We start from the raw sequence: 16,702 nt of genomic DNA, 5'->3' as shown, positions 1-16,702 counted from the left end.
TGGTTTATAAATTATCTGCTAAAAATTGGCAAATCTCGTCTTGTGCTTTTTTGGCATCGCGTAAGCTTTTAAAATTATTAATAAGAATAGAAAATGCAAGTCTATCGCCTTTAGAGGTATCAATATAACCGGAAAGCGCCGAAGCTCCGGCAATGTATCCGGTTTTTGCGTGAATTTTACCCTTATATTGTAGAGATGCCATACGGCGGTGAAGTCCGCCATCTATGCCTGAAATTGGAAGTGAGTCGCAAAACACTTTGCCGTGTTTGTGTGTATTCATATATGATAAAAGAGTGGTTATCATATTAGGCGAGAGTTTGTTTTCTTTTGACAAACCAGACCCGTCCCGTATTTTATACTCTTCACTGTCATAGCCTAACTTTTTCATGAAAGCGCTAATAACTTGTAAACCGTTTTCTGTATTGCCACAGCCTTTTATATGTGCTCCCAATGTTTTTATTATTTGTTCGGCATAGAAATTTTGGCTTCGTTTGTTTGTGATGTGAATAGATTGTTCCATTGTGGAAATGGTTTGGGCAATTTTAATAGGTTTATTCGAATATGATATCCGGTCGTTTTCATTAATTAATCGGGCAATTCCAAAGACAGATATACCGCCATTTTTAAGCATTTCTTTAAAAAGTGTTGCAAGATAGAGTGAAGGACTGTGCACACTTACCCACTCCCGTTTCTGAGAGGCGTTCGTCCAAAATTTCCCCTTAACATAAATATCGTTTGTTCCGGGTTTTCGATAAATGGAATACGCATGTTGCTTCTCTTCAGAAGTATAAATACACTCGTTATGGATAGTGACAAACGAAGTGTTCGGTTCAATTAGCAGCGAGACTTTTTTATTTACGTTATTCCGGGGAACGAAAATAATATCAATGCAATTATCATTAAATGATAAACCGCTGGTGGGCGCACAATACCACTCATGCAATTGGTTTTTTGGCCAGGCATCGTTGATATAATTGCGGTCAAAGATTGAGTCATCTGCTACAATATCCCCTGTAATTTTTTGTATGCCAAGATTTTTTGTTGCTTGTAACCATGCATTCGGAATAGTTAAAATATTGTTATTGTAAAATCTTCCCGATAGATTTGGATCACCGCTTCCCCTGATGATAATGTTGCCTTCAAGTGTTCCATCGCTCTTTATATTCCCATCTGCTTCAACGGAGGTATTGTATTTAAAATCTGTCCCTAAATATTCCAATGCGGTTGCGGTTGTTGCAAGTTTCATATTAGATGCAACCATGAATAAATCGTTGCTTTGGTAATTAACGACAGGTGTATTCGTTTTTAGAGATACAACGCTGATTCCACAGTGAGCATTTTTTAATAAATATTTCTGTAAAATATTCCTGATTTGTTCATTGAGATGCGTTGGTTCAGCCTTGATTACTTTGACTGGCAACGTTAAACAGGTGAATAAGGCAATAAAAATTATGCAACTTCTCATATAAAAATGCAATAACCGTTGAAATAGAAACATAAATCGTATTGGTATGAAAAATTGGGAGAGAAAAGTTATTTCTTTTTTAGAGAGGTTTTACGTTTTTTAGGTTTTATGTTTTCGGCGATATATTTCATCTTTAACAAATTATCGATAGTTTGCACTGCAATAATGGGGTCTAAAGGTTTAGAGAGAACAATATTTGCGCCGGCCTTCATCAGAGAAGATTCAATGCGCTTTGATTTTTGATCACAAATCATAATTATTGGTAAAAATTTGTTTGTTTTTCTGATATCGTACATAATTTCTATGCCAGGGATGTCCTGAACCATTTCGCTTATTATAAGAACATCCATTTTTCTCTCCTGGAGAATATTCATCGCTACATTTTTATTAAGGGCAACCTCTGTTTCATAACCGTATTGTTCAAATAAATCCCTTAATGTATCAACTGTTTGTCGCTCATCCTCTACAATCATTATCCTTGATGAAGGCATAATTTACCTTTCTCGTTAATTGTGTGGTTTTATAAGGTGCAAAAACCTGTATAATTAATTGTTTTAAAGAAAGAGAATGAAAAAGGAGCTTTAAAACTCCTTTTTTATGTTTTGATACATTTGTTTCATTGAAAAATGTTTTGAATACTATTATTAATTAGCAACTGATATGAATGTTAAAATTTTTTCATTACCTGGCGAATCTCTCTTTCGACCGTTCTTTTTTTAATGTCTTCACGTTTGTCAAACATGGATTTTCCTCGTGCTATTGCAATTTCTAATTTAGCAAGTCCATTTTTAAAATATATTGATAATGGTATAAGAGTGTATCCCTTTTGTTGTACTTTTCCTGCTATTTTTGATATTTCCCTTTTATGAAGGAGGAGCTTTCTTTTCCTTTTGGGTTCGTGATTTTGGCGATTTCCTTGTTTATATTCACCAATATGCATTTCATACAGAAAGGCTTCGCCATGATCCAATTGCGCAAAACTATCATTTATACTAACATCCTTATTTCTTAACGATTTAACTTCTGTACCAGTGAGCACAATCCCACATTCTATTTTTTCTAAAACCTCATATTGATAAAAGGCTTTTCTATTTTTGGCAATAATTTCCATGCTATTTAGAATAAAACAAAGTATGCTTCTGTTTTATGAGTGTTCTCACATGCATATGTTTTCCTATAGGTTTATTTTGAAACGATAATATTTATTAGAAATAAAACACGGTTTTTGTTTTATTTGAGTGCGATGTTACCAAAATAACTGCTTTAATAAGGAAAGTTTATAAATGAGACGAATCATTAGACAAAATGAATTTTCATCACTACGATAAAAAAATTTTATCGTAATTATTGACAACTTAAAGGCATACGATTGCAAATAATAACAAATTGCAAATGGCAATGCAAGGTCATTTTGTGAAAAACCTTTGACTTAATCGTCTTTATTTCCTAAAATCTCTGCGTATGGGATGTTCGATAAAATAAGTGTTTTCGAATGCCGAAGTGGCGGAATTGGCAGACGCGCTAGATTCAGGTTCTAGTGGTGGCAACACCGTAAGGGTTCAAGTCCCTTCTTCGGCATTTAGATGTTAAAGATAAGATTTGGTACAGGTACAATATACAAGGTTTTTAATAGAACTTATTTCATAGGTCTAATTGGTAAAGCGTGGCTACAACGATTTTCCGTGCTATAACATATACATCCCAACTGCCCGATTCCTTTCGTTTTTTATGATCCACCCTCCAATCTTCCTTAAAAGAGGTCATTTCCTATCGCCAATACGTTTTTTGGGATCATCATGATTTTTTCTTTTAAAAACATTTTTAGATATTGTGTATTAACAATAATTATTACATAAAAATATTTTGATTTTCAAAGTTAATTATTATATATTTTGTTAAGTTGGTGTTTAAATAATTTTTACAATATTATCTGGCAATACTTAAGTTTTTAGGTTTAGTAAATTAAAGTATCCAACGTAATTGAAATAATATACAACCTAAATCCTGCAAACAAGGCAAAGCCTTGTTGCAGGAATAGGATTGAAATGGTAGGATTTCCAAGGTATTCGGCGGTATATTGATAACAAAAAACACCTGAAAGGAGATTCACCATTTCGATGAAGAATATAGCAAAAAAATACAGCAAAAGACAACCGAAAATCAAGGCAGAGATGAGCGGGAAAGGCTTAACGGTACATGCAGGGCTTTTACCGGTATTGAATTTTATGGGTAAGCTGATGTTCCGGGAGAGAGTCCATGAAGCGGTCCATAAGGATCGTGGAGCAAATGCCCGGTATCAGTTTGTCGATGCGGTACAAATGGTAGTGATAGGGTTGATAGCAGGGGCGACATCGATGGTAGAGGTGATGAAGGTGTGTACAGATGAGGTATTGAAGAAGATGTCCGGGTGGAAAGAGGTACCTGTAGATACTACGATAGGACGTATTATGAAGCTGGCGAGTCAGGGAGATATAGTGGAACTGACGGGGGTGATCCACCGGTTTAGGGGAAAGATATGGAAGCGTGCGGTGAGATCAGGCCATAAACTCAGGAGTGCTCTTTGCGAAGTATGGATAGATGTTGATTCTACCGTAGATGGTGTATATGGGAAACAGGAGGGTGCAGAGGTAGGATATAATCCGCACAAGAAGGGGCAGAAGGCGTATCATCCCTTAATGGCATTTATTGCAGAAACAAAGGAGGTATTACATAGTTGGTTCCGCTGTGGAAGCGCCTACACGAGTAACGGAGTAGTAGAGTTCATGAAGGAATGTATGGCGTACATGAATAAGGGGGTAAGGGTGGTATTTCGGGGAGACAGCGGTTTTTTTACCGGAGAATTACTTGAATACCTTGAGTCAATATTGGCGGGATATCTGATTAAGGTAAAGCTGAAGAATCTGGAAGGATTGCTTGAAGGGCAGAAATGGAATGAGGTGAAAGGGGAGCCAGGATGGGAACAGGCTGAATTTTGGTATCGATGTGCAGGGTGGGATCGTGCGAGACGTTTTGTGGCAGTGCGGCAATTGGTCAAAAGAGAAAAGAAATTAGTAGAAGTGTCCGTGTATGAGTATTTTTGTTACGTTACAACGGAGCGGTTAAGTCCGATGGAAGCGCATCGTTGTTATGGAAAGAGGGCTACCTGCGAGACTTTGATAGAAGAGAGTAAAGGACAGATGAATGCGGGGCACATACGTACGGGTGAATTTTTGGCCAATGCTGCGCTATTTCAGTGTGCGGTGTTAGCGTATAATCTTTTGAAGTGGATGGGATTGCTCAGTGGTGGAGTGATACAACAGTGGGAAGTAAAGACGATGAGACTGTGGTTAATCCGTGTGGCAGGGAAACTGGTGGAGAGAAGCCGGCAGATGACATTAAAATTGCCGGAGAAATTTCTCCATCAGGAGGAATGGGAAAAGTGGGAACGCATGTCACTGGATGTAGTTTTTCAGTAGAAAACCGACGTTGTATTTCGTTTTTTTAGTCTTTTGAGAGTGGTAAGTATACCGCAGATGGAGACAGTACATCCCTATCTTGATTTTCATTGCATCAGAGAGCACGTTTCCGACAATTTCCCATGTCTTTTTGTTTAAAGTAGTACAATAGCGCTACCACAATTGCTAAAAAACGGATATCTGTTATCGCTTTTTGCCAATCTTGGTAGTGGAAAATACTGATTTTCGCATTGCGAAAATCGTTTGCAGGATTTAGGTACAAATAAAAGATAATTACTCAGCTTAAACGATACACGGCTCGTTCTCAAACAGATACTTCACTATGTTCAGTACAAGGTTTTTGGGAACGAGTTGTGCTCTGATCTCCCCGGTAGTTTAATAAATTACGCTGAATAGTTACATTTAGACACCATTAGTAGACGCGTCAGGTAAAGAAACACACGGTTTTAGAGAACATCTTGACAGTTTACATCCAATAAGTACATATTGGCGAACCACTGGATATTGCATATGGAATTCTTTACCTGGTGTCGGATTAATCAAAATTTGTTACCGGAAGTGAATTGGTTATTGATGGTGGTTATACTGCTCAATAAAAATGCTAGTTAGAAATGTAGAACAAACAGAAAGTGAATTATATAATAAAACCAGAGATTAAAAGGAGGATAAAATGGGTAGTGTGAATGAAAAAGTTTACAAAATGTTGTGTGAGGTATATACAGCAGAGATAGGCGCTATAGGCATATATATGGATCAGCATACAAAGTGTGAAGATTTGGGTCTAAATAAACTTGCAGAAATGCTTAAAAAAGACGCAATAGATGAAATGAAGCATGCTGAAATGTTAGCGGGGCGCATATTGTTTTTAGGGGAAATAGTTAAAAACCAAAAACATGCCTTGCCTGAAGAAAAACAGTTTGATATTGTTAAAATGTTAAAACTTAATAGAGATATTGAAGTTGAAGCTATTGCAAGATTAAATGAAGGCATAACAATATGTTTTAACGAAAAAGACCATGGAAGCAGAATGCTTTTAGAAGAAATTCTCAAGTCGGAAGAAGAACATTTAAGTAATTTACAAACAATGGTAAACAATATTGAAAAATATGGTGATCAATATATTGTTTTACACTTAATGTAATCTTCTATTAATCAGGTCTTAATAATCATTAATAAAACAGGAAGTGCGTATTCCTTTACATCGCGAATGTTTCCAGATGGTCATGGAAATTATTTGCGTTGCTGTGGGAAGTTTACTTGCGTCCGGTGGGAAAAAATGAGTGCATCTTATAAAAAAAAACAGTTTGATGGAGAATGTTGAATCTTTGTCCCCGGATATCAATAAACTGAAATCCTTGTTGATTTAGTGCAAGCAAAAGAATGAATTACTCAGTGAAAGCGAAAGACGTTTTCGCACAATAACAAATATTCTGCCGGTTGGAATTTTTTATACTGATTTTGAATGGAATTTTCTATTTGTCAATGAACAATGGTGCAAGATTACAGGGCTTACCACGGATGAATCTCTGGGAAACGGATGGATGGGCGTACTGCATGGGGGGGATTAACCTCACACGCGTATTGTAAAGAATGGGCAGATGCAGTAAAGAACAAGAAAACATTTAAATCGGAATTTCGCCTTATTTATCCTTATGTGAAGATTACGTGGGTATTGTGCATAGGAATTCCCCTGTTTTTTTCTGATGTCGGGAAAAGAGAGGAAAGCAGCGTCTATATAGCGGCAATAACAGATATTACTGAACGAAAATTTATGTAAGAAGAGTGGCGTAAAAGCAAGAATACGCTTGCCCATGCCCAGAAGATTGCTCAATTAAGCAGTTGTGAGTGGAATATTGAAAACAGTGAAGTATCTGTTTGGGAACGAGTTGTGCTCTGATCTCAGGTAGTTTAATAAATTACGCTGAATAGCTACGGTTTCAGTACATAAGATTCTTTGATGAAATGTTGAAAAAACAATTGGCTTTAACGAAAAGGCGCTATGAGTCTGTATGTTTGCTTCTTTTGGATATGGCACTTTAAGAGTATTAATGATACGTATGGTCATACGGCTGGCGACCGGGTATTGTAGGAAGTTTCTAAGATATTAAATAATTCTTTAAGAACTTCAGATGTATTGGCACGATATGGTGGTTAAGAATTTGTAATTATAATGCCGGGAGCAGATGTATCGCAGGCAAAAGAAAAAGCAGAAGGAATTCGTAAATCAATTGAAGTTACCTGTTTTGGCACGATTGTTTACGGACAAACGTATCGACTGACCGTAAGTATATTGCGTCTTTTCCGCAATATGGAACCTGAGAAACCTTGGTAAATGCCGTAGATGATGCACTATACAAATCCAGGAAAAACGGGAGAAACCGGGTCGAAACCTCTTGATTGCCTGCATATTATCTTCTGTTAAACAAAGTTTTGCACCGATAATAATACACATTACAGAATAGTTTTCCACTCATTGTAATCTTATCTGCACATAAATATCTGAATGCCTCAAGATCCATTCACGGTGGTTTTCCCCTGGCACGAAATGTATCATCCCCTCTTTTAAAAAATTACCGTTGTCTGTTTTGTTTCATGTTTAAGGGAGAGATGTGTGTCTCTATGCATTTCTCTTTCCTCCATGCATAAATAAACGGGAACACTTTTGTTGTTTTTCCGTATCCATGAGTTCATAGTGGTGTATATAAATGATCTTATCTCTGCCGGATACCTCAATTTTCCGTCGAAACCGGTTAATAATTCTTCGTCAAGCAGGGCATTTTCGGGAAACCGGTTTTCAATGATTTTTTTTAATTGAGGCGATATGCGCAATGTTCCTAAACTCAGCCACGCGATAGTGTTTGATTCAATTTTGGTAAAGACGGTATTGATTAATACTTCATAATCTGTCTCCCATCCACTATAGCAGATAATCGGATCAAAGTGGAAAGCAACACGATATCCCGCCGCTGTGCATGCTTGCGCTGCTTCTAACCTTTCCTCCAGGGAAGCGGTAAAATACTCTGCGGTGTCGATCAACTTTTGCGGATTCAATGACCATGAAATGATAATATTCTTTGCTCCGGGTGCTGAAGTGAGCAAGCGCACATTGTTGCTTTTTGTTTTGAACTCGAAAGTGCTTTTGGGATATTGCCGGAAGAAATTCACGATTTTAGGCGAATACTCCGTAATGTGGTCGAATGCAAGGGAATCGGTTAATTCTCCTGATCCGAGGCGCATGTCTTTTTTTAAATTCCTGAAGACGGTGAAAAAATCCTCTATATTTGCCGGTAGCACAATCCCAGGCGAGTTAATATAGTTTTGAAGAAAGCAATAGGTGCATTCATATGGGCATCCGCTCCCTAAATTCATTACAAAATATCCGCACGATGCGGAGTTGTTTGAACATGGACAGTGTTTATAAAAGTCAAATTTTTCGCGTATAATAAAGAAATTTTCCAGCCTTCTGTTGTAATCGGCAATAGTAAATGCTTTCTTCTTCACGTATTCACGGTAGGACGCTATCATGGTAAAAGTACTGTTGGGGAATTTGTCGCGTATTCGCTGAACGGTTTCGGTAGACAAAACGGATTCTTCTACAAAAAACTGTTTCGGCGTGATGATTTGTTTCGTAGTGAGATTAACCCTTAAGGAGGGATTTATATCGACGTCGCAAAAAGTCTGGCTTATTTTGACCCCATTTTGGTGAAGCAAAGGATAACGCCGTTCCAGCAAATAACTTTTAATGAAAGAGAAACGGCTTGGCGGTGGGGGAATCTGTTCAAAAACAAGTGAAAATCCAACCTTTTCACGTTTTGCAATCTCAAAGATAAGGCGGGATATCTCTTGTTGCTTGTTTTGCCCAAGATAGTAATATTTTTTTCTGACGAAGGTTTTTAAAGAGTCAATGTCGTCTATTGTTGAAAGAGAATCTTCCATAATTATACAGGTAGATAAATTTTATCTTAGAAAGGGAAACGTTTACATGGTTGCCAGATGTCGCACCTGTGGCTATTATCGGGGATAGTTGTTTTATATTGAAAACCATACATGGAGTTTGTTAACATGCAAAAAACCAATTTACCGCTTACCGCACAGTAGGGGTAACCCTCGTGATTGCCCCATAAAAAGCATGAAAGAATACTATCAGGGAAAAAGGGGTTATGGAAAGAAAAATATTTCATATGCACAGCCCTGTTATGATTTGGCAGAAGGATCTTTTTGCTTATGTAAAAATGACCTGCAATCGGCATAAAAAGCACGTTTGAACAAGAAAAGCTTATGAAAAAGCAATGTATATTTATTTTGTATGCCGTAATAACGCTCTTTTTTTTAATATCTCCGGGGCATGAAACAATTGCAGCCGCAAATGAACCTGCAACAAAATTGGAGGCTTTTCTATCGAAAGTTGAGACGTTAATTGTCATAGAAAGTGTCGATTTGGGCAAGGTTGAAGGCACTTATGGGTCATACGTTGAAATTAAGGCCATTGTCTCTTACGAACCAATCAGTGCAAATAAAAAAATAAGCGGTTTTCAGGTTATTGTTTATGAGGGAGGAAGGAATGAACAGAGAAAAACTGTTTTTGTTGATCTGGATGAAATTGAAAATGTGGCCAATGCAGCGGAATATATGATAAGTCTGTCTAATAAATGGAAGGCTGTGCGCAGACTAAACACAGAAGTTGCATTTACAACGAGAGACACATTCAGAATAGGTTTTTCGCAGAGTGGTTACTCATGGCAAGGGTTTTCTTCGGGTGGATATGGTGTTGGCGCTGTATGCCGTTTTAATTCTTTGGAAGAGTTAAAAGCAATAAAATTATTAATTGACTCAGGTTTAGAGTGGGTTAAAAGCAATGAAGGGCGTTGATTGATCGATAACGATCAGGTTATGAGGGTGTTTGTATGGGGATGCGCCTGAAATTCAGAGATTCAAAAAGGGTTTTCCATCAATGTTTTTAACATACCCTGTAATGTTTTTCGAAATCATTTATTAAACAAAACAAATTACTACGGGAGATTTTTTATGCAATTCAAGGACAAGGTAGCCATTGTAACTGGCGGTACACGCGGGATTGGCAAAGCTATTGTATGGGAACTTGCAAAGAATGGTTGCAATGTTGCCTTTAATTACAGCAAAAATGTGGAGGCGGCCAATGCGCTGGTGAAGGAAATTGAAACATTGGGAGTGAAAGGGAAGTCGTTTCAGGTGGATGCGGTGAGTTTTAACGGCGCGAAGGATATGGTAAAAGAAGTGAAAGAGTTATTTGGGAAAGTAGATTTTCTGATAAACAATGCAGGCATCACCCGTGACAAACTCCTGGCGCTTATGTCGGAAAGTGACTGGGATGACGTAATAAATACCAATCTTAAGAGCGTATACAATTTCTCAAAGGCATTGATAATGCCTTTTATAAAACAGAAGTCTGGCAGCATTGTTAATATAACATCGGTAAGCGGCATTATGGGAATGGCCGGTCAGGTGAATTATTCTTCCTCCAAGGCCGGCATGATTGGCTTTACCAAGGCATTGGCAAAGGAGGTGGGCAAGGCGAATATTACGGTGAATGCCATTGCCTGTGGGTTTATTGAAACGAACATGACGGACGTTTTGCCGCAGGAATATAAAACAAAGATGATTGAAATGATTCCGGTAAAAAGATTTGGTTTGCCGGAGGAAGTTGCAAAATTGGTAAAATTCCTCTTATCTGAAGATGCAAAATACATTACCGGCCAGGTAATTAATGTCGATGGTGGTTTGGCAATGTAGTCGCTATTATAAAGAGAAGTGATAAGCATTACTTTGTTAAAAACCACTGAAACCGTTCATAAAGTGATATATTTTGTATGCCTTTGCGTTCGGCATCCTACTTATTGTATGGTATTAATCAAGGATTTTTCAAAGCATAAATCCTTTTAAATAGAGGGAATTAAGGTTGTTTTGCATATTATTTTAACAAAGTAATGTGATAAGGATGGTAGCATTTTAGTTTTTTGAAAAATCCCAACAATCGCAATTTAGGGGTGAAGCATTTGTTGTAAATTGTCATAAATGCGTTCATACTCAAACGGGTAAATGCTTCGCCCCTACTTTTTCAAAAAACTAAAGTGTTACTAAGAAAGGTATTTTATAAAATGGCGCTTTTAACAATTGAAAGGGAAAAAGAGATGTTGTTTCTTTTGAAGGTTGAAGTAAAACAAATGCCGCAAATGCCGGTAAAGGATTTTCTGGGGTATGTGATAAAAGAGTGGGAGTATTTTTCACGGTATCAGAGGCGAGGAAAGATTGTGGCAGGCGGAAAACTTTCAGGCAGGAGAGGCGCCGCAGCGATTATCGATGCCGAATCGAATGAAGAAGTGGAAGAGATTGTAGCAAAGTTGCCACTCTTCCCTTTTTTTACAGAGATAGAAATTACGCCACTCGTACCAATGGAAAAAGCATTACAAGACACCAGGAGAATTCATTCCCTTATGAAATAGGGGCCGATGATTTTCAGCCCCCACTATAATTAAATTACCGCTGAATTTCTAAAAACTTGACCGTTCTGCTGTACGGTCGGCAGTCGGCAAATTGCAAATTGCCGACTGCCGACTGCCGACTGTGTACTGTGGAAGTTGTTATAAAAACCTCAACTTATTAGTAAGTTCCAATATTTGCCTTCCTGATGATTGTGCCATTCTTAACCGCCCTCCGAAAACGCAGCAAGCGATATACTGAAGAAGCGTATTTTACCGTTTCATATTTTGACGGAAAGAATGGTTTGTGTTGGTTGTAGCAAGTTACAGATGTGATTGACGAATGGATAGAAATGAGAAAAAATGAAAAATTAAAAAATGTAGTGGCAATACCGGTTTTCAATGAAAGTGATGTTTATGACATTATTCAAAGGGTAAAAAAGGTCGGCGTGGAGGTACTGGTGCTGGACGATGGATCTACCAATGATATTGGTAGTAGTTTAAAGGACATACAGAGCATATATGTCATTAGACATAAATGGAATTTAGGTTATGGGCAAACTATTATCGATGCGTTCAATTTTGCGATAAATAATGATTATGATTACCTGGTGACCATAGATGCTGACGGACAGCATGAACCTGAAGAAATCCCGCAGTTTTTAAGCAAAATGCCCTTTCGCGAGTATGATATACTTTCAGGATCCAGATATCTTCTTCCGGTCAATAGCCTTCAGGAAGTGCCTGATGATCGCTATCGCATTAACATGGCAGTTACACAGATGTTAAATGATATTACCGGATTTCAACTTACTGATGCTTTTTGTGGTTTTAAGGCATATAAGGTGGAAAAATTAAAGAATTTAATCCTGACGGAACCAGGCTATGGCATGCCGGTACAGTTATGGATACAGGCATGGAAGGCTGGGCTGGAAGTAAGGGAACTGCCGGTTAAACTTATCTACAAAGACCTTACGAAACGGTTCCATGGCAATTTAGCAAATGCTGAAACAAGATTAGAGTATTATAAAAAAATTATAGAAACAGAACTTGACGGGAAAAGAGAACGGGAAAAAGCAGAAAATTTTTCTAACATATGAAAGGGTAAAATTTAGAATTTGACTGCCGACTGCCTATTTTCGATATTGGACTCCATATAAAAAATATTAAAAACAATCTAGCGCTTATTAGTTTAGAGGAAGGTGTTGAACTATTACAAAACCTGTTTTGGGCGTCATACTCATATTTAGTACATCGTTTCGTTAAAATGTGTACGTAAAAAAATGTCATTGCGAGGAGTGGAGCGACGAAGCAATCTCTTGTTTCCAAAAAAACTCAAGATTGTTTCGCTGTCGCTCGCAATGACGGTATCAATGTAGATATTTTAATGAAACGTTATAGCTGGTAGGCTGGAGGCCATTAGCCTCCAACCCCCACTCGTCGCCAGATACTTTGGACAACGTGACAAAGCATCCTTTTTAAACCATACGTCTTTCTCGTAGTCAGCGACCCCGAAGTGTTGCTCTATAACAGAGAAAAGTCAAACATCATGCTTTAGCACACGCCTTAAGAAATTCTCTTTCGAATGAGAGTAACCCCATTTTAAAGAATCGGTGAACAGGGAAACGCTTGTTGTCTGTTCTCCATTTTCTTGAGAACTTGAAACATCTCAGTCTCATGCGTACCCAACAGTCTAATGAGCGATATACCTTTTGTACATTGCCCAGCCGAAAATAGTTGACATGCCCACGAATTACAGGGTTTAATGTATCAACAATGGCTTGCAGATTGACGCCCTGTGTACGTCTGGTGATGTCTCTGATGTTGTTCCTTCGGCAGGCTCAGGACAGGCTCTTGAGTTTGTTCAGTGATTTCGTGCTTATACCCTTATACTTGCCCTTGAAATCGTATCCGAGAAACCTGAAACCTCTTTCGAAGTTGGTGAGCTTGGTTTTATCCTCGCTCAGCTTCATTCCAAGTTTCCCTGCAATGATTTCTTTGACATAGCTGAGGGCGGCTGGGAGTTCATCTTTTGTTTTAGTCATGACAACGAAATCATCGGCGTATCGGACAAACTTATATCCAGCCTTTTCAAGTTCCTTGTCGATGATGTCACCGATAAGGTTTGCAAGCAAAGGGGAAATGACGCCTCCTTGCGGAGTGCCTTTGTTTGTCTCGTGCACGATGCCGTCCTCCATGACCCCTGCCTTGAGCATGTTCTCAATACTGTTCAAAACCCATCCATCAGCAATTTTCTCACGTAAGGAGTCCATAATAAGCTTATGGGGTATGGTGTCATAGAATGCCATTATATCGGCATCAAGGACGCTGGTATACCCTTCCTGCTTATACTGTTCAAGCCGTTTGATAGCATCGTGACAGCATCTGTCAGGGCGAAATCCAAAGCTGTTATCTGAGAATCCTTTCTCAAATATTGGCTCTATGATTTGCCTGAACGCCTGCTGTACAATCCTGTCCTTAACAATGGGAATGCCAAGAGGTCTCTTGTCATGCCTGCCTTTGGGGATGTATACCCGCAGGACAGGCGCAGGGTTGTATATGGCAGTCTTGAGTTCCTGATGGATACTCATGATATTCACATCAAGATTGGACTCAAATTGCTTAATACTTACCCTGTCAAGACCAGCTTTGCCTTTATTCTTCTTTACGTGTTTGAAAGCAGCATAAAGGTTTTTCAGACTAAACACCTTGTCTCTTAATGAATGATACTTAAGCATCTCTCGATATATTCCTTTCGATTGATTACGGATAATAGACTTGTCAATCGTGTTTCCTGGGTACGGATTCTCCCAAACATAGGCAAAAACAAGAGAGGCTCTTGTTACTGCTTACCTACGCAAAAGAGTTTCTTTTCTCATTGAACGTATTCAATCTACCACTTTCATCAATTCCACTACGGTTATGCCCCTTTCATTTCCGATTCACACCGGAAACTATTATGAGCAATGCTGACGACTTCAAAGATAGACTTGTGAGAGAAGCTTGTCTATCACCATCTCATACAGCTCGGACTTCGGAATTTCCTTATACCTTGCTGTTAGGGAATTTTGCCCAAGGCGTAAGTCCTCCCCCGGTCATATGGATTACCCCTTTTCCCTTCGTGATGTATGTTCAAACGCATTAACCAGAGATGGTTTTACTTAATCTGTTTATCCATCTCCAACAAAGGACATTGTCAGTGCTTCGCTGAGAAATGGCAGTTGGCACGGAATAACACGCCACACTCATACACCCCAAAAGGTCGTCTGTACCTCGTAACTCCGTCATACCCCTCACGGGTATATGCTATCTTTCTACGCATACGGATTGCTCCATTGTGTGCGCATAGGCACAAACTTCTCTACGAGGATTAGGCTCGCAGAGGTGGTATTTTCAACCACTCAGGTATTCCATACTTCAAGGCACACATCCGCTCTGCACCCAACGCATCCAAATAGCCGCTGTCTTGCCGATGCAACTCTATGTCTTCTAACCGCACATTCCCTGAAAGCACATTGTACGCTATATTCAATATATGATCCGATTCATGATACGGTATATGCCTTTTGAGTAACTCAAGATTCTCGTCTATCTCTTTTACCAATCCACTTCTTATTGCCATTTGATGGATTACGCCTATACCACCACAGGCAATTGCCTGGCTATTCGCGGCTATCTCGTAATGAATGTTCTTTGCCGTGAACATCGGATGCTTCTGATCTCCCCATTGCTTTCTCTTTAACCGTTTCTCTATTTTCCGTTTCTTTCTTCTCAATATCTTGTTATATTTTCTTGCTGCTATTTTACTCATGCTTCGACAAGCTCAGTACAGGTCTGAAATGCCCCTTTTTCTGGTTATCGGAATTTTTACATATCACTATCTTAACCAGTAAATTCAGGCTTTTCAACCTACTTTAACTCTCTCAGATTAAAAAATTACGCTTGTTTTAGGACTAGTTCAATATTAGACATTTGTTTTTCCCCATCTAGTTTATTGATGGGTCTGCTCCGAGCTACCTATTCTGCATAAATAATAAGCTTTTCTACAAAAAATCTAAAATGCACCCTGACTGATTTTATTATAGCAAGCTTCCGTGTATTCCTAGTGTTCCGTGGTTAAGAGTTGGGGTTTTATTGCTGTACATAGCTCCATTATACGCATAAACTCATAGGTTCAGGCTTCGTCGTGAGCCCAGCCGAACGGTTGTAAACCTGAAACCGTTGGGAATCGTGTAATATTTACGCTGAAGAGATGCTTTTATACAGTAATACTACAATGCCGGGAATATTGATAGAACTTACCAATCGCTGTAATTTAAGTTGCCATCATTGCCTTGATGGAAGGCATAGTGGTGACGGAGACCTGAAAATAGAAATCTTAGAAAGAATTCTCCGGAATGCCAGGGGGCATGGCTTTGATTACATCTCCTTTACTGGCGGAGAGCCAACGTTGCATCCCGGATTTACCGAGATGCTCACGATGGTATCAGAAGCTGGATATAACTTTGGCTTTGTAACAAATGGTTGGAATTTTACCCGAATTTATGAGAAGTTGCTCCCGCATCTTAATAGTCTTACTGGAATTACCTTTAGTTTAGAAGGTGCAAGGGAGGAAACACATGACATGCTTCGTGGAAAGGGTTCGTATCGCCGGGTGATGCAGGCAGTAAGCATTTGCGTGGTAAAAGATATTCCCTTCACCTTCAATACGGTCATTACGTCCCACAGTCGGGGTGAATTAAATGAAATAGCCATGCTTGCAGCAAAACTGGGAGGCCGGGGACTCAGGCTTGGCCATCTTATTTCAACTCCCCGAATCGTATCAGAAAATATGGACATTTCGCCGATAGAAAGAAGGCAAACAGAAACTATCATCTGTCAGCTCCAGAAAACATTTTCCATTCCTATTGTTATGGCATCGGGATACTATACGACCGAACTCTTTCCTTGCGCTTCGCTTAAAATGGAAGAGATTAACATCGACTGGCGAGGCAATGTCACCATGTGCTGTAATTTATCGGGACATGGAGAAGATGTGGGAAACGATGATATAATAGGCAATTTGAATGAGATGAGTTTTTCTGAGGCTTATGTAAGTTTGGTTGAGGCTAGTGGGAAATTTCAAAAAGAGAAGCTTGAACACTACAGCAATGGTAAATTTAGAGATTCAGATTATTTTCCCTGTTGGTTCTGTTTGAATTATTTTAAGAAGGTAGACTGGCTGAAAGAGTTTTCGGGAAACCCCTGGTCTCGCATGGTTTGGACGGAAGTGATATTTGCATAATATCAAGATTATTAAACACACTCCTAAATCCCCTCTTGAAGGG

At 38.8% G+C, this 16,702-nt stretch carries 16 protein-coding genes, 1 tRNA gene and 3 pseudogenes; 13 read left to right on the top strand and 7 right to left on the bottom strand.

What is annotated here, in order from left to right:
* Positions 1–4: 4 nt before the first annotated feature.
* The 3 genes from dacB to smpB all read right to left on the bottom strand — a co-directional run bounded on the left by dacB (position 5) and on the right by smpB (position 2,576).
* Positions 5–1,465 (bottom strand): D-alanyl-D-alanine carboxypeptidase/D-alanyl-D-alanine endopeptidase, encoded by a 1,461-nt coding sequence (gene dacB, locus KSMBR1_RS00360; RefSeq protein ID WP_157775559.1) that lies wholly within the window; start codon positions 1,463–1,465, stop codon positions 5–7.
* 68 nt (positions 1,466–1,533) lie between these two features.
* Complete coding sequence (locus KSMBR1_RS00355; protein ID WP_099323546.1) at positions 1,534–1,956, bottom strand: response regulator; 423 nt, start codon at positions 1,954–1,956, stop codon at positions 1,534–1,536.
* Between the two features lie 176 nt (positions 1,957–2,132).
* Complete coding sequence (smpB, locus tag KSMBR1_RS00350; protein WP_099323545.1) at positions 2,133–2,576, bottom strand: SsrA-binding protein SmpB; 444 nt, start codon at positions 2,574–2,576, stop codon at positions 2,133–2,135.
* 383 nt (positions 2,577–2,959) lie between these two features.
* Here smpB and KSMBR1_RS00345 point away from each other — a divergent pair.
* From KSMBR1_RS00345 to KSMBR1_RS20535, 8 genes and pseudogenes are all read left to right on the top strand, one after another.
* Positions 2,960–3,043, top strand: a tRNA-Leu gene (locus tag KSMBR1_RS00345).
* A 539-nt stretch (positions 3,044–3,582) separates the two neighbouring features.
* Complete coding sequence (locus KSMBR1_RS00340) at positions 3,583–4,920, top strand: IS1380-like element ISCku8 family transposase (protein WP_099323544.1); 1,338 nt, start codon at positions 3,583–3,585, stop codon at positions 4,918–4,920.
* 457 nt (positions 4,921–5,377) lie between these two features.
* Positions 5,378–5,459: pseudogene (locus tag KSMBR1_RS22960) on the top strand (short-chain dehydrogenase); the annotation flags it as partial.
* Positions 5,460–5,590: 131 nt separating this feature from the next.
* Positions 5,591–6,061, top strand: a complete 471-nt coding sequence (locus tag KSMBR1_RS00330) for a bacterioferritin (protein ID WP_099323543.1) — start codon at positions 5,591–5,593, stop codon at positions 6,059–6,061.
* A 274-nt stretch (positions 6,062–6,335) separates the two neighbouring features.
* Positions 6,336–6,488, top strand: a pseudogene (locus KSMBR1_RS22955) (PAS domain-containing protein); the annotation flags it as partial.
* Positions 6,458–6,697, top strand: a complete 240-nt coding sequence (locus tag KSMBR1_RS00320) for a hypothetical protein (protein ID WP_099323542.1) — start codon at positions 6,458–6,460, stop codon at positions 6,695–6,697. The pseudogene KSMBR1_RS22955 and the gene KSMBR1_RS00320, both read left to right, overlap by 31 nt.
* 222 nt (positions 6,698–6,919) lie before the next feature.
* Positions 6,920–7,009: a diguanylate cyclase domain-containing protein gene (locus tag KSMBR1_RS22950; RefSeq protein WP_099323541.1), complete on the top strand. Its 90-nt coding sequence runs from the start codon at positions 6,920–6,922 to the stop codon at positions 7,007–7,009.
* 81 nt (positions 7,010–7,090) lie between these two features.
* On the top strand, positions 7,091–7,252 hold the full coding sequence (locus KSMBR1_RS20535) for a hypothetical protein (protein ID WP_157775556.1): 162 nt from the start codon (positions 7,091–7,093) through the stop codon (positions 7,250–7,252).
* A 230-nt stretch (positions 7,253–7,482) separates the two neighbouring features.
* Here the strand turns inward: KSMBR1_RS20535 and KSMBR1_RS00310 are convergent, their stop codons facing one another.
* Entirely contained in the window at positions 7,483–8,856 is a 1,374-nt protein-coding gene (locus tag KSMBR1_RS00310) for an SPL family radical SAM protein (protein ID WP_099323540.1), read from the bottom strand.
* Between the two features lie 342 nt (positions 8,857–9,198).
* Between KSMBR1_RS00310 and KSMBR1_RS00305 the strand changes: the two genes are divergently transcribed.
* From KSMBR1_RS00305 to KSMBR1_RS00290, 4 genes are all read left to right on the top strand, one after another.
* Complete coding sequence (locus KSMBR1_RS00305) at positions 9,199–9,789, top strand: hypothetical protein (RefSeq protein ID WP_099323539.1); 591 nt, start codon at positions 9,199–9,201, stop codon at positions 9,787–9,789.
* A 156-nt stretch (positions 9,790–9,945) separates the two neighbouring features.
* A complete protein-coding gene (gene fabG, locus KSMBR1_RS00300; protein ID WP_099323538.1) occupies positions 9,946–10,689 on the top strand; it encodes a 3-oxoacyl-[acyl-carrier-protein] reductase in 744 nt (247 codons plus the stop codon).
* A gap of 365 nt (positions 10,690–11,054) precedes the next feature.
* A complete protein-coding gene (locus tag KSMBR1_RS00295; RefSeq protein ID WP_099323537.1) occupies positions 11,055–11,399 on the top strand; it encodes a muconolactone Delta-isomerase in 345 nt (114 codons plus the stop codon).
* 308 nt (positions 11,400–11,707) lie between these two features.
* Positions 11,708–12,475: a glycosyltransferase family 2 protein gene (locus KSMBR1_RS00290; protein WP_099323536.1), complete on the top strand. Its 768-nt coding sequence runs from the start codon at positions 11,708–11,710 to the stop codon at positions 12,473–12,475.
* Positions 12,476–12,922: 447 nt separating this feature from the next.
* Here KSMBR1_RS00290 and KSMBR1_RS22945 read toward each other — a convergent pair whose 3' ends face one another.
* The 3 genes and pseudogenes from KSMBR1_RS22945 to KSMBR1_RS00275 form a co-directional block, all read right to left on the bottom strand.
* Positions 12,923–13,198, bottom strand: a complete 276-nt coding sequence (locus KSMBR1_RS22945) for a group II intron maturase-specific domain-containing protein (RefSeq protein WP_099323535.1) — start codon at positions 13,196–13,198, stop codon at positions 12,923–12,925.
* Positions 13,199–13,216: 18 nt separating this feature from the next.
* Complete coding sequence (gene ltrA / locus KSMBR1_RS00280) at positions 13,217–14,113, bottom strand: group II intron reverse transcriptase/maturase (protein ID WP_099323530.1); 897 nt, start codon at positions 14,111–14,113, stop codon at positions 13,217–13,219.
* A gap of 689 nt (positions 14,114–14,802) precedes the next feature.
* Positions 14,803–15,186 (bottom strand): annotated as a pseudogene (locus KSMBR1_RS00275) (IS1380-like element ISCku9 family transposase); the annotation flags it as partial.
* A 441-nt stretch (positions 15,187–15,627) separates the two neighbouring features.
* Here KSMBR1_RS00275 and KSMBR1_RS00270 point away from each other — a divergent pair.
* Complete coding sequence (locus tag KSMBR1_RS00270) at positions 15,628–16,659, top strand: radical SAM/SPASM domain-containing protein (protein ID WP_099323534.1); 1,032 nt, start codon at positions 15,628–15,630, stop codon at positions 16,657–16,659.
* The last annotated feature ends 43 nt before the right edge of the window (positions 16,660–16,702 follow it).

This window comes from Candidatus Kuenenia stuttgartiensis, assembly GCF_900232105.1.
GTDB classification, from domain to species: Bacteria; Planctomycetota; Brocadiia; order Brocadiales; family Brocadiaceae; genus Kuenenia; species Kuenenia stuttgartiensis_A.
This window is presented reverse-complemented; position numbering and strand designations above follow the sequence as displayed.

What these genes read in the sequence shown, in the direction of transcription:
- dacB (WP_157775559.1), bottom strand. Translation starts at nt 1,465, where the DNA reads ATGAGAAGTTGCATAATTTTTATTGCCTTATTCACCTGTTTAACGTTG.
- KSMBR1_RS00355 (WP_099323546.1), bottom strand. Translation starts at nt 1,956, where the DNA reads ATGCCTTCATCAAGGATAATGATTGTAGAGGATGAGCGACAAACAGTT.
- smpB (WP_099323545.1), bottom strand. Translation starts at nt 2,576, where the DNA reads ATGGAAATTATTGCCAAAAATAGAAAAGCCTTTTATCAATATGAGGTT.
- KSMBR1_RS00340 (WP_099323544.1), top strand. Translation starts at nt 3,583, where the DNA reads ATGAAGAATATAGCAAAAAAATACAGCAAAAGACAACCGAAAATCAAG.
- KSMBR1_RS00330 (WP_099323543.1), top strand. Translation starts at nt 5,591, where the DNA reads ATGGGTAGTGTGAATGAAAAAGTTTACAAAATGTTGTGTGAGGTATAT.
- KSMBR1_RS00320 (WP_099323542.1), top strand. Translation starts at nt 6,458, where the DNA reads ATGGATGGGCGTACTGCATGGGGGGGATTAACCTCACACGCGTATTGT.
- KSMBR1_RS22950 (WP_099323541.1), top strand. Translation starts at nt 6,920, where the DNA reads ATGAGTCTGTATGTTTGCTTCTTTTGGATATGGCACTTTAAGAGTATT.
- KSMBR1_RS20535 (WP_157775556.1), top strand. Translation starts at nt 7,091, where the DNA reads ATGCCGGGAGCAGATGTATCGCAGGCAAAAGAAAAAGCAGAAGGAATT.
- KSMBR1_RS00310 (WP_099323540.1), bottom strand. Translation starts at nt 8,856, where the DNA reads ATGGAAGATTCTCTTTCAACAATAGACGACATTGACTCTTTAAAAACC.
- KSMBR1_RS00305 (WP_099323539.1), top strand. Translation starts at nt 9,199, where the DNA reads ATGAAAAAGCAATGTATATTTATTTTGTATGCCGTAATAACGCTCTTT.
- fabG (WP_099323538.1), top strand. Translation starts at nt 9,946, where the DNA reads ATGCAATTCAAGGACAAGGTAGCCATTGTAACTGGCGGTACACGCGGG.
- KSMBR1_RS00295 (WP_099323537.1), top strand. Translation starts at nt 11,055, where the DNA reads ATGGCGCTTTTAACAATTGAAAGGGAAAAAGAGATGTTGTTTCTTTTG.
- ltrA (WP_099323530.1), bottom strand. Translation starts at nt 14,113, where the DNA reads ATGCTTAAGTATCATTCATTAAGAGACAAGGTGTTTAGTCTGAAAAAC.
- KSMBR1_RS00270 (WP_099323534.1), top strand. Translation starts at nt 15,628, where the DNA reads ATGCTTTTATACAGTAATACTACAATGCCGGGAATATTGATAGAACTT.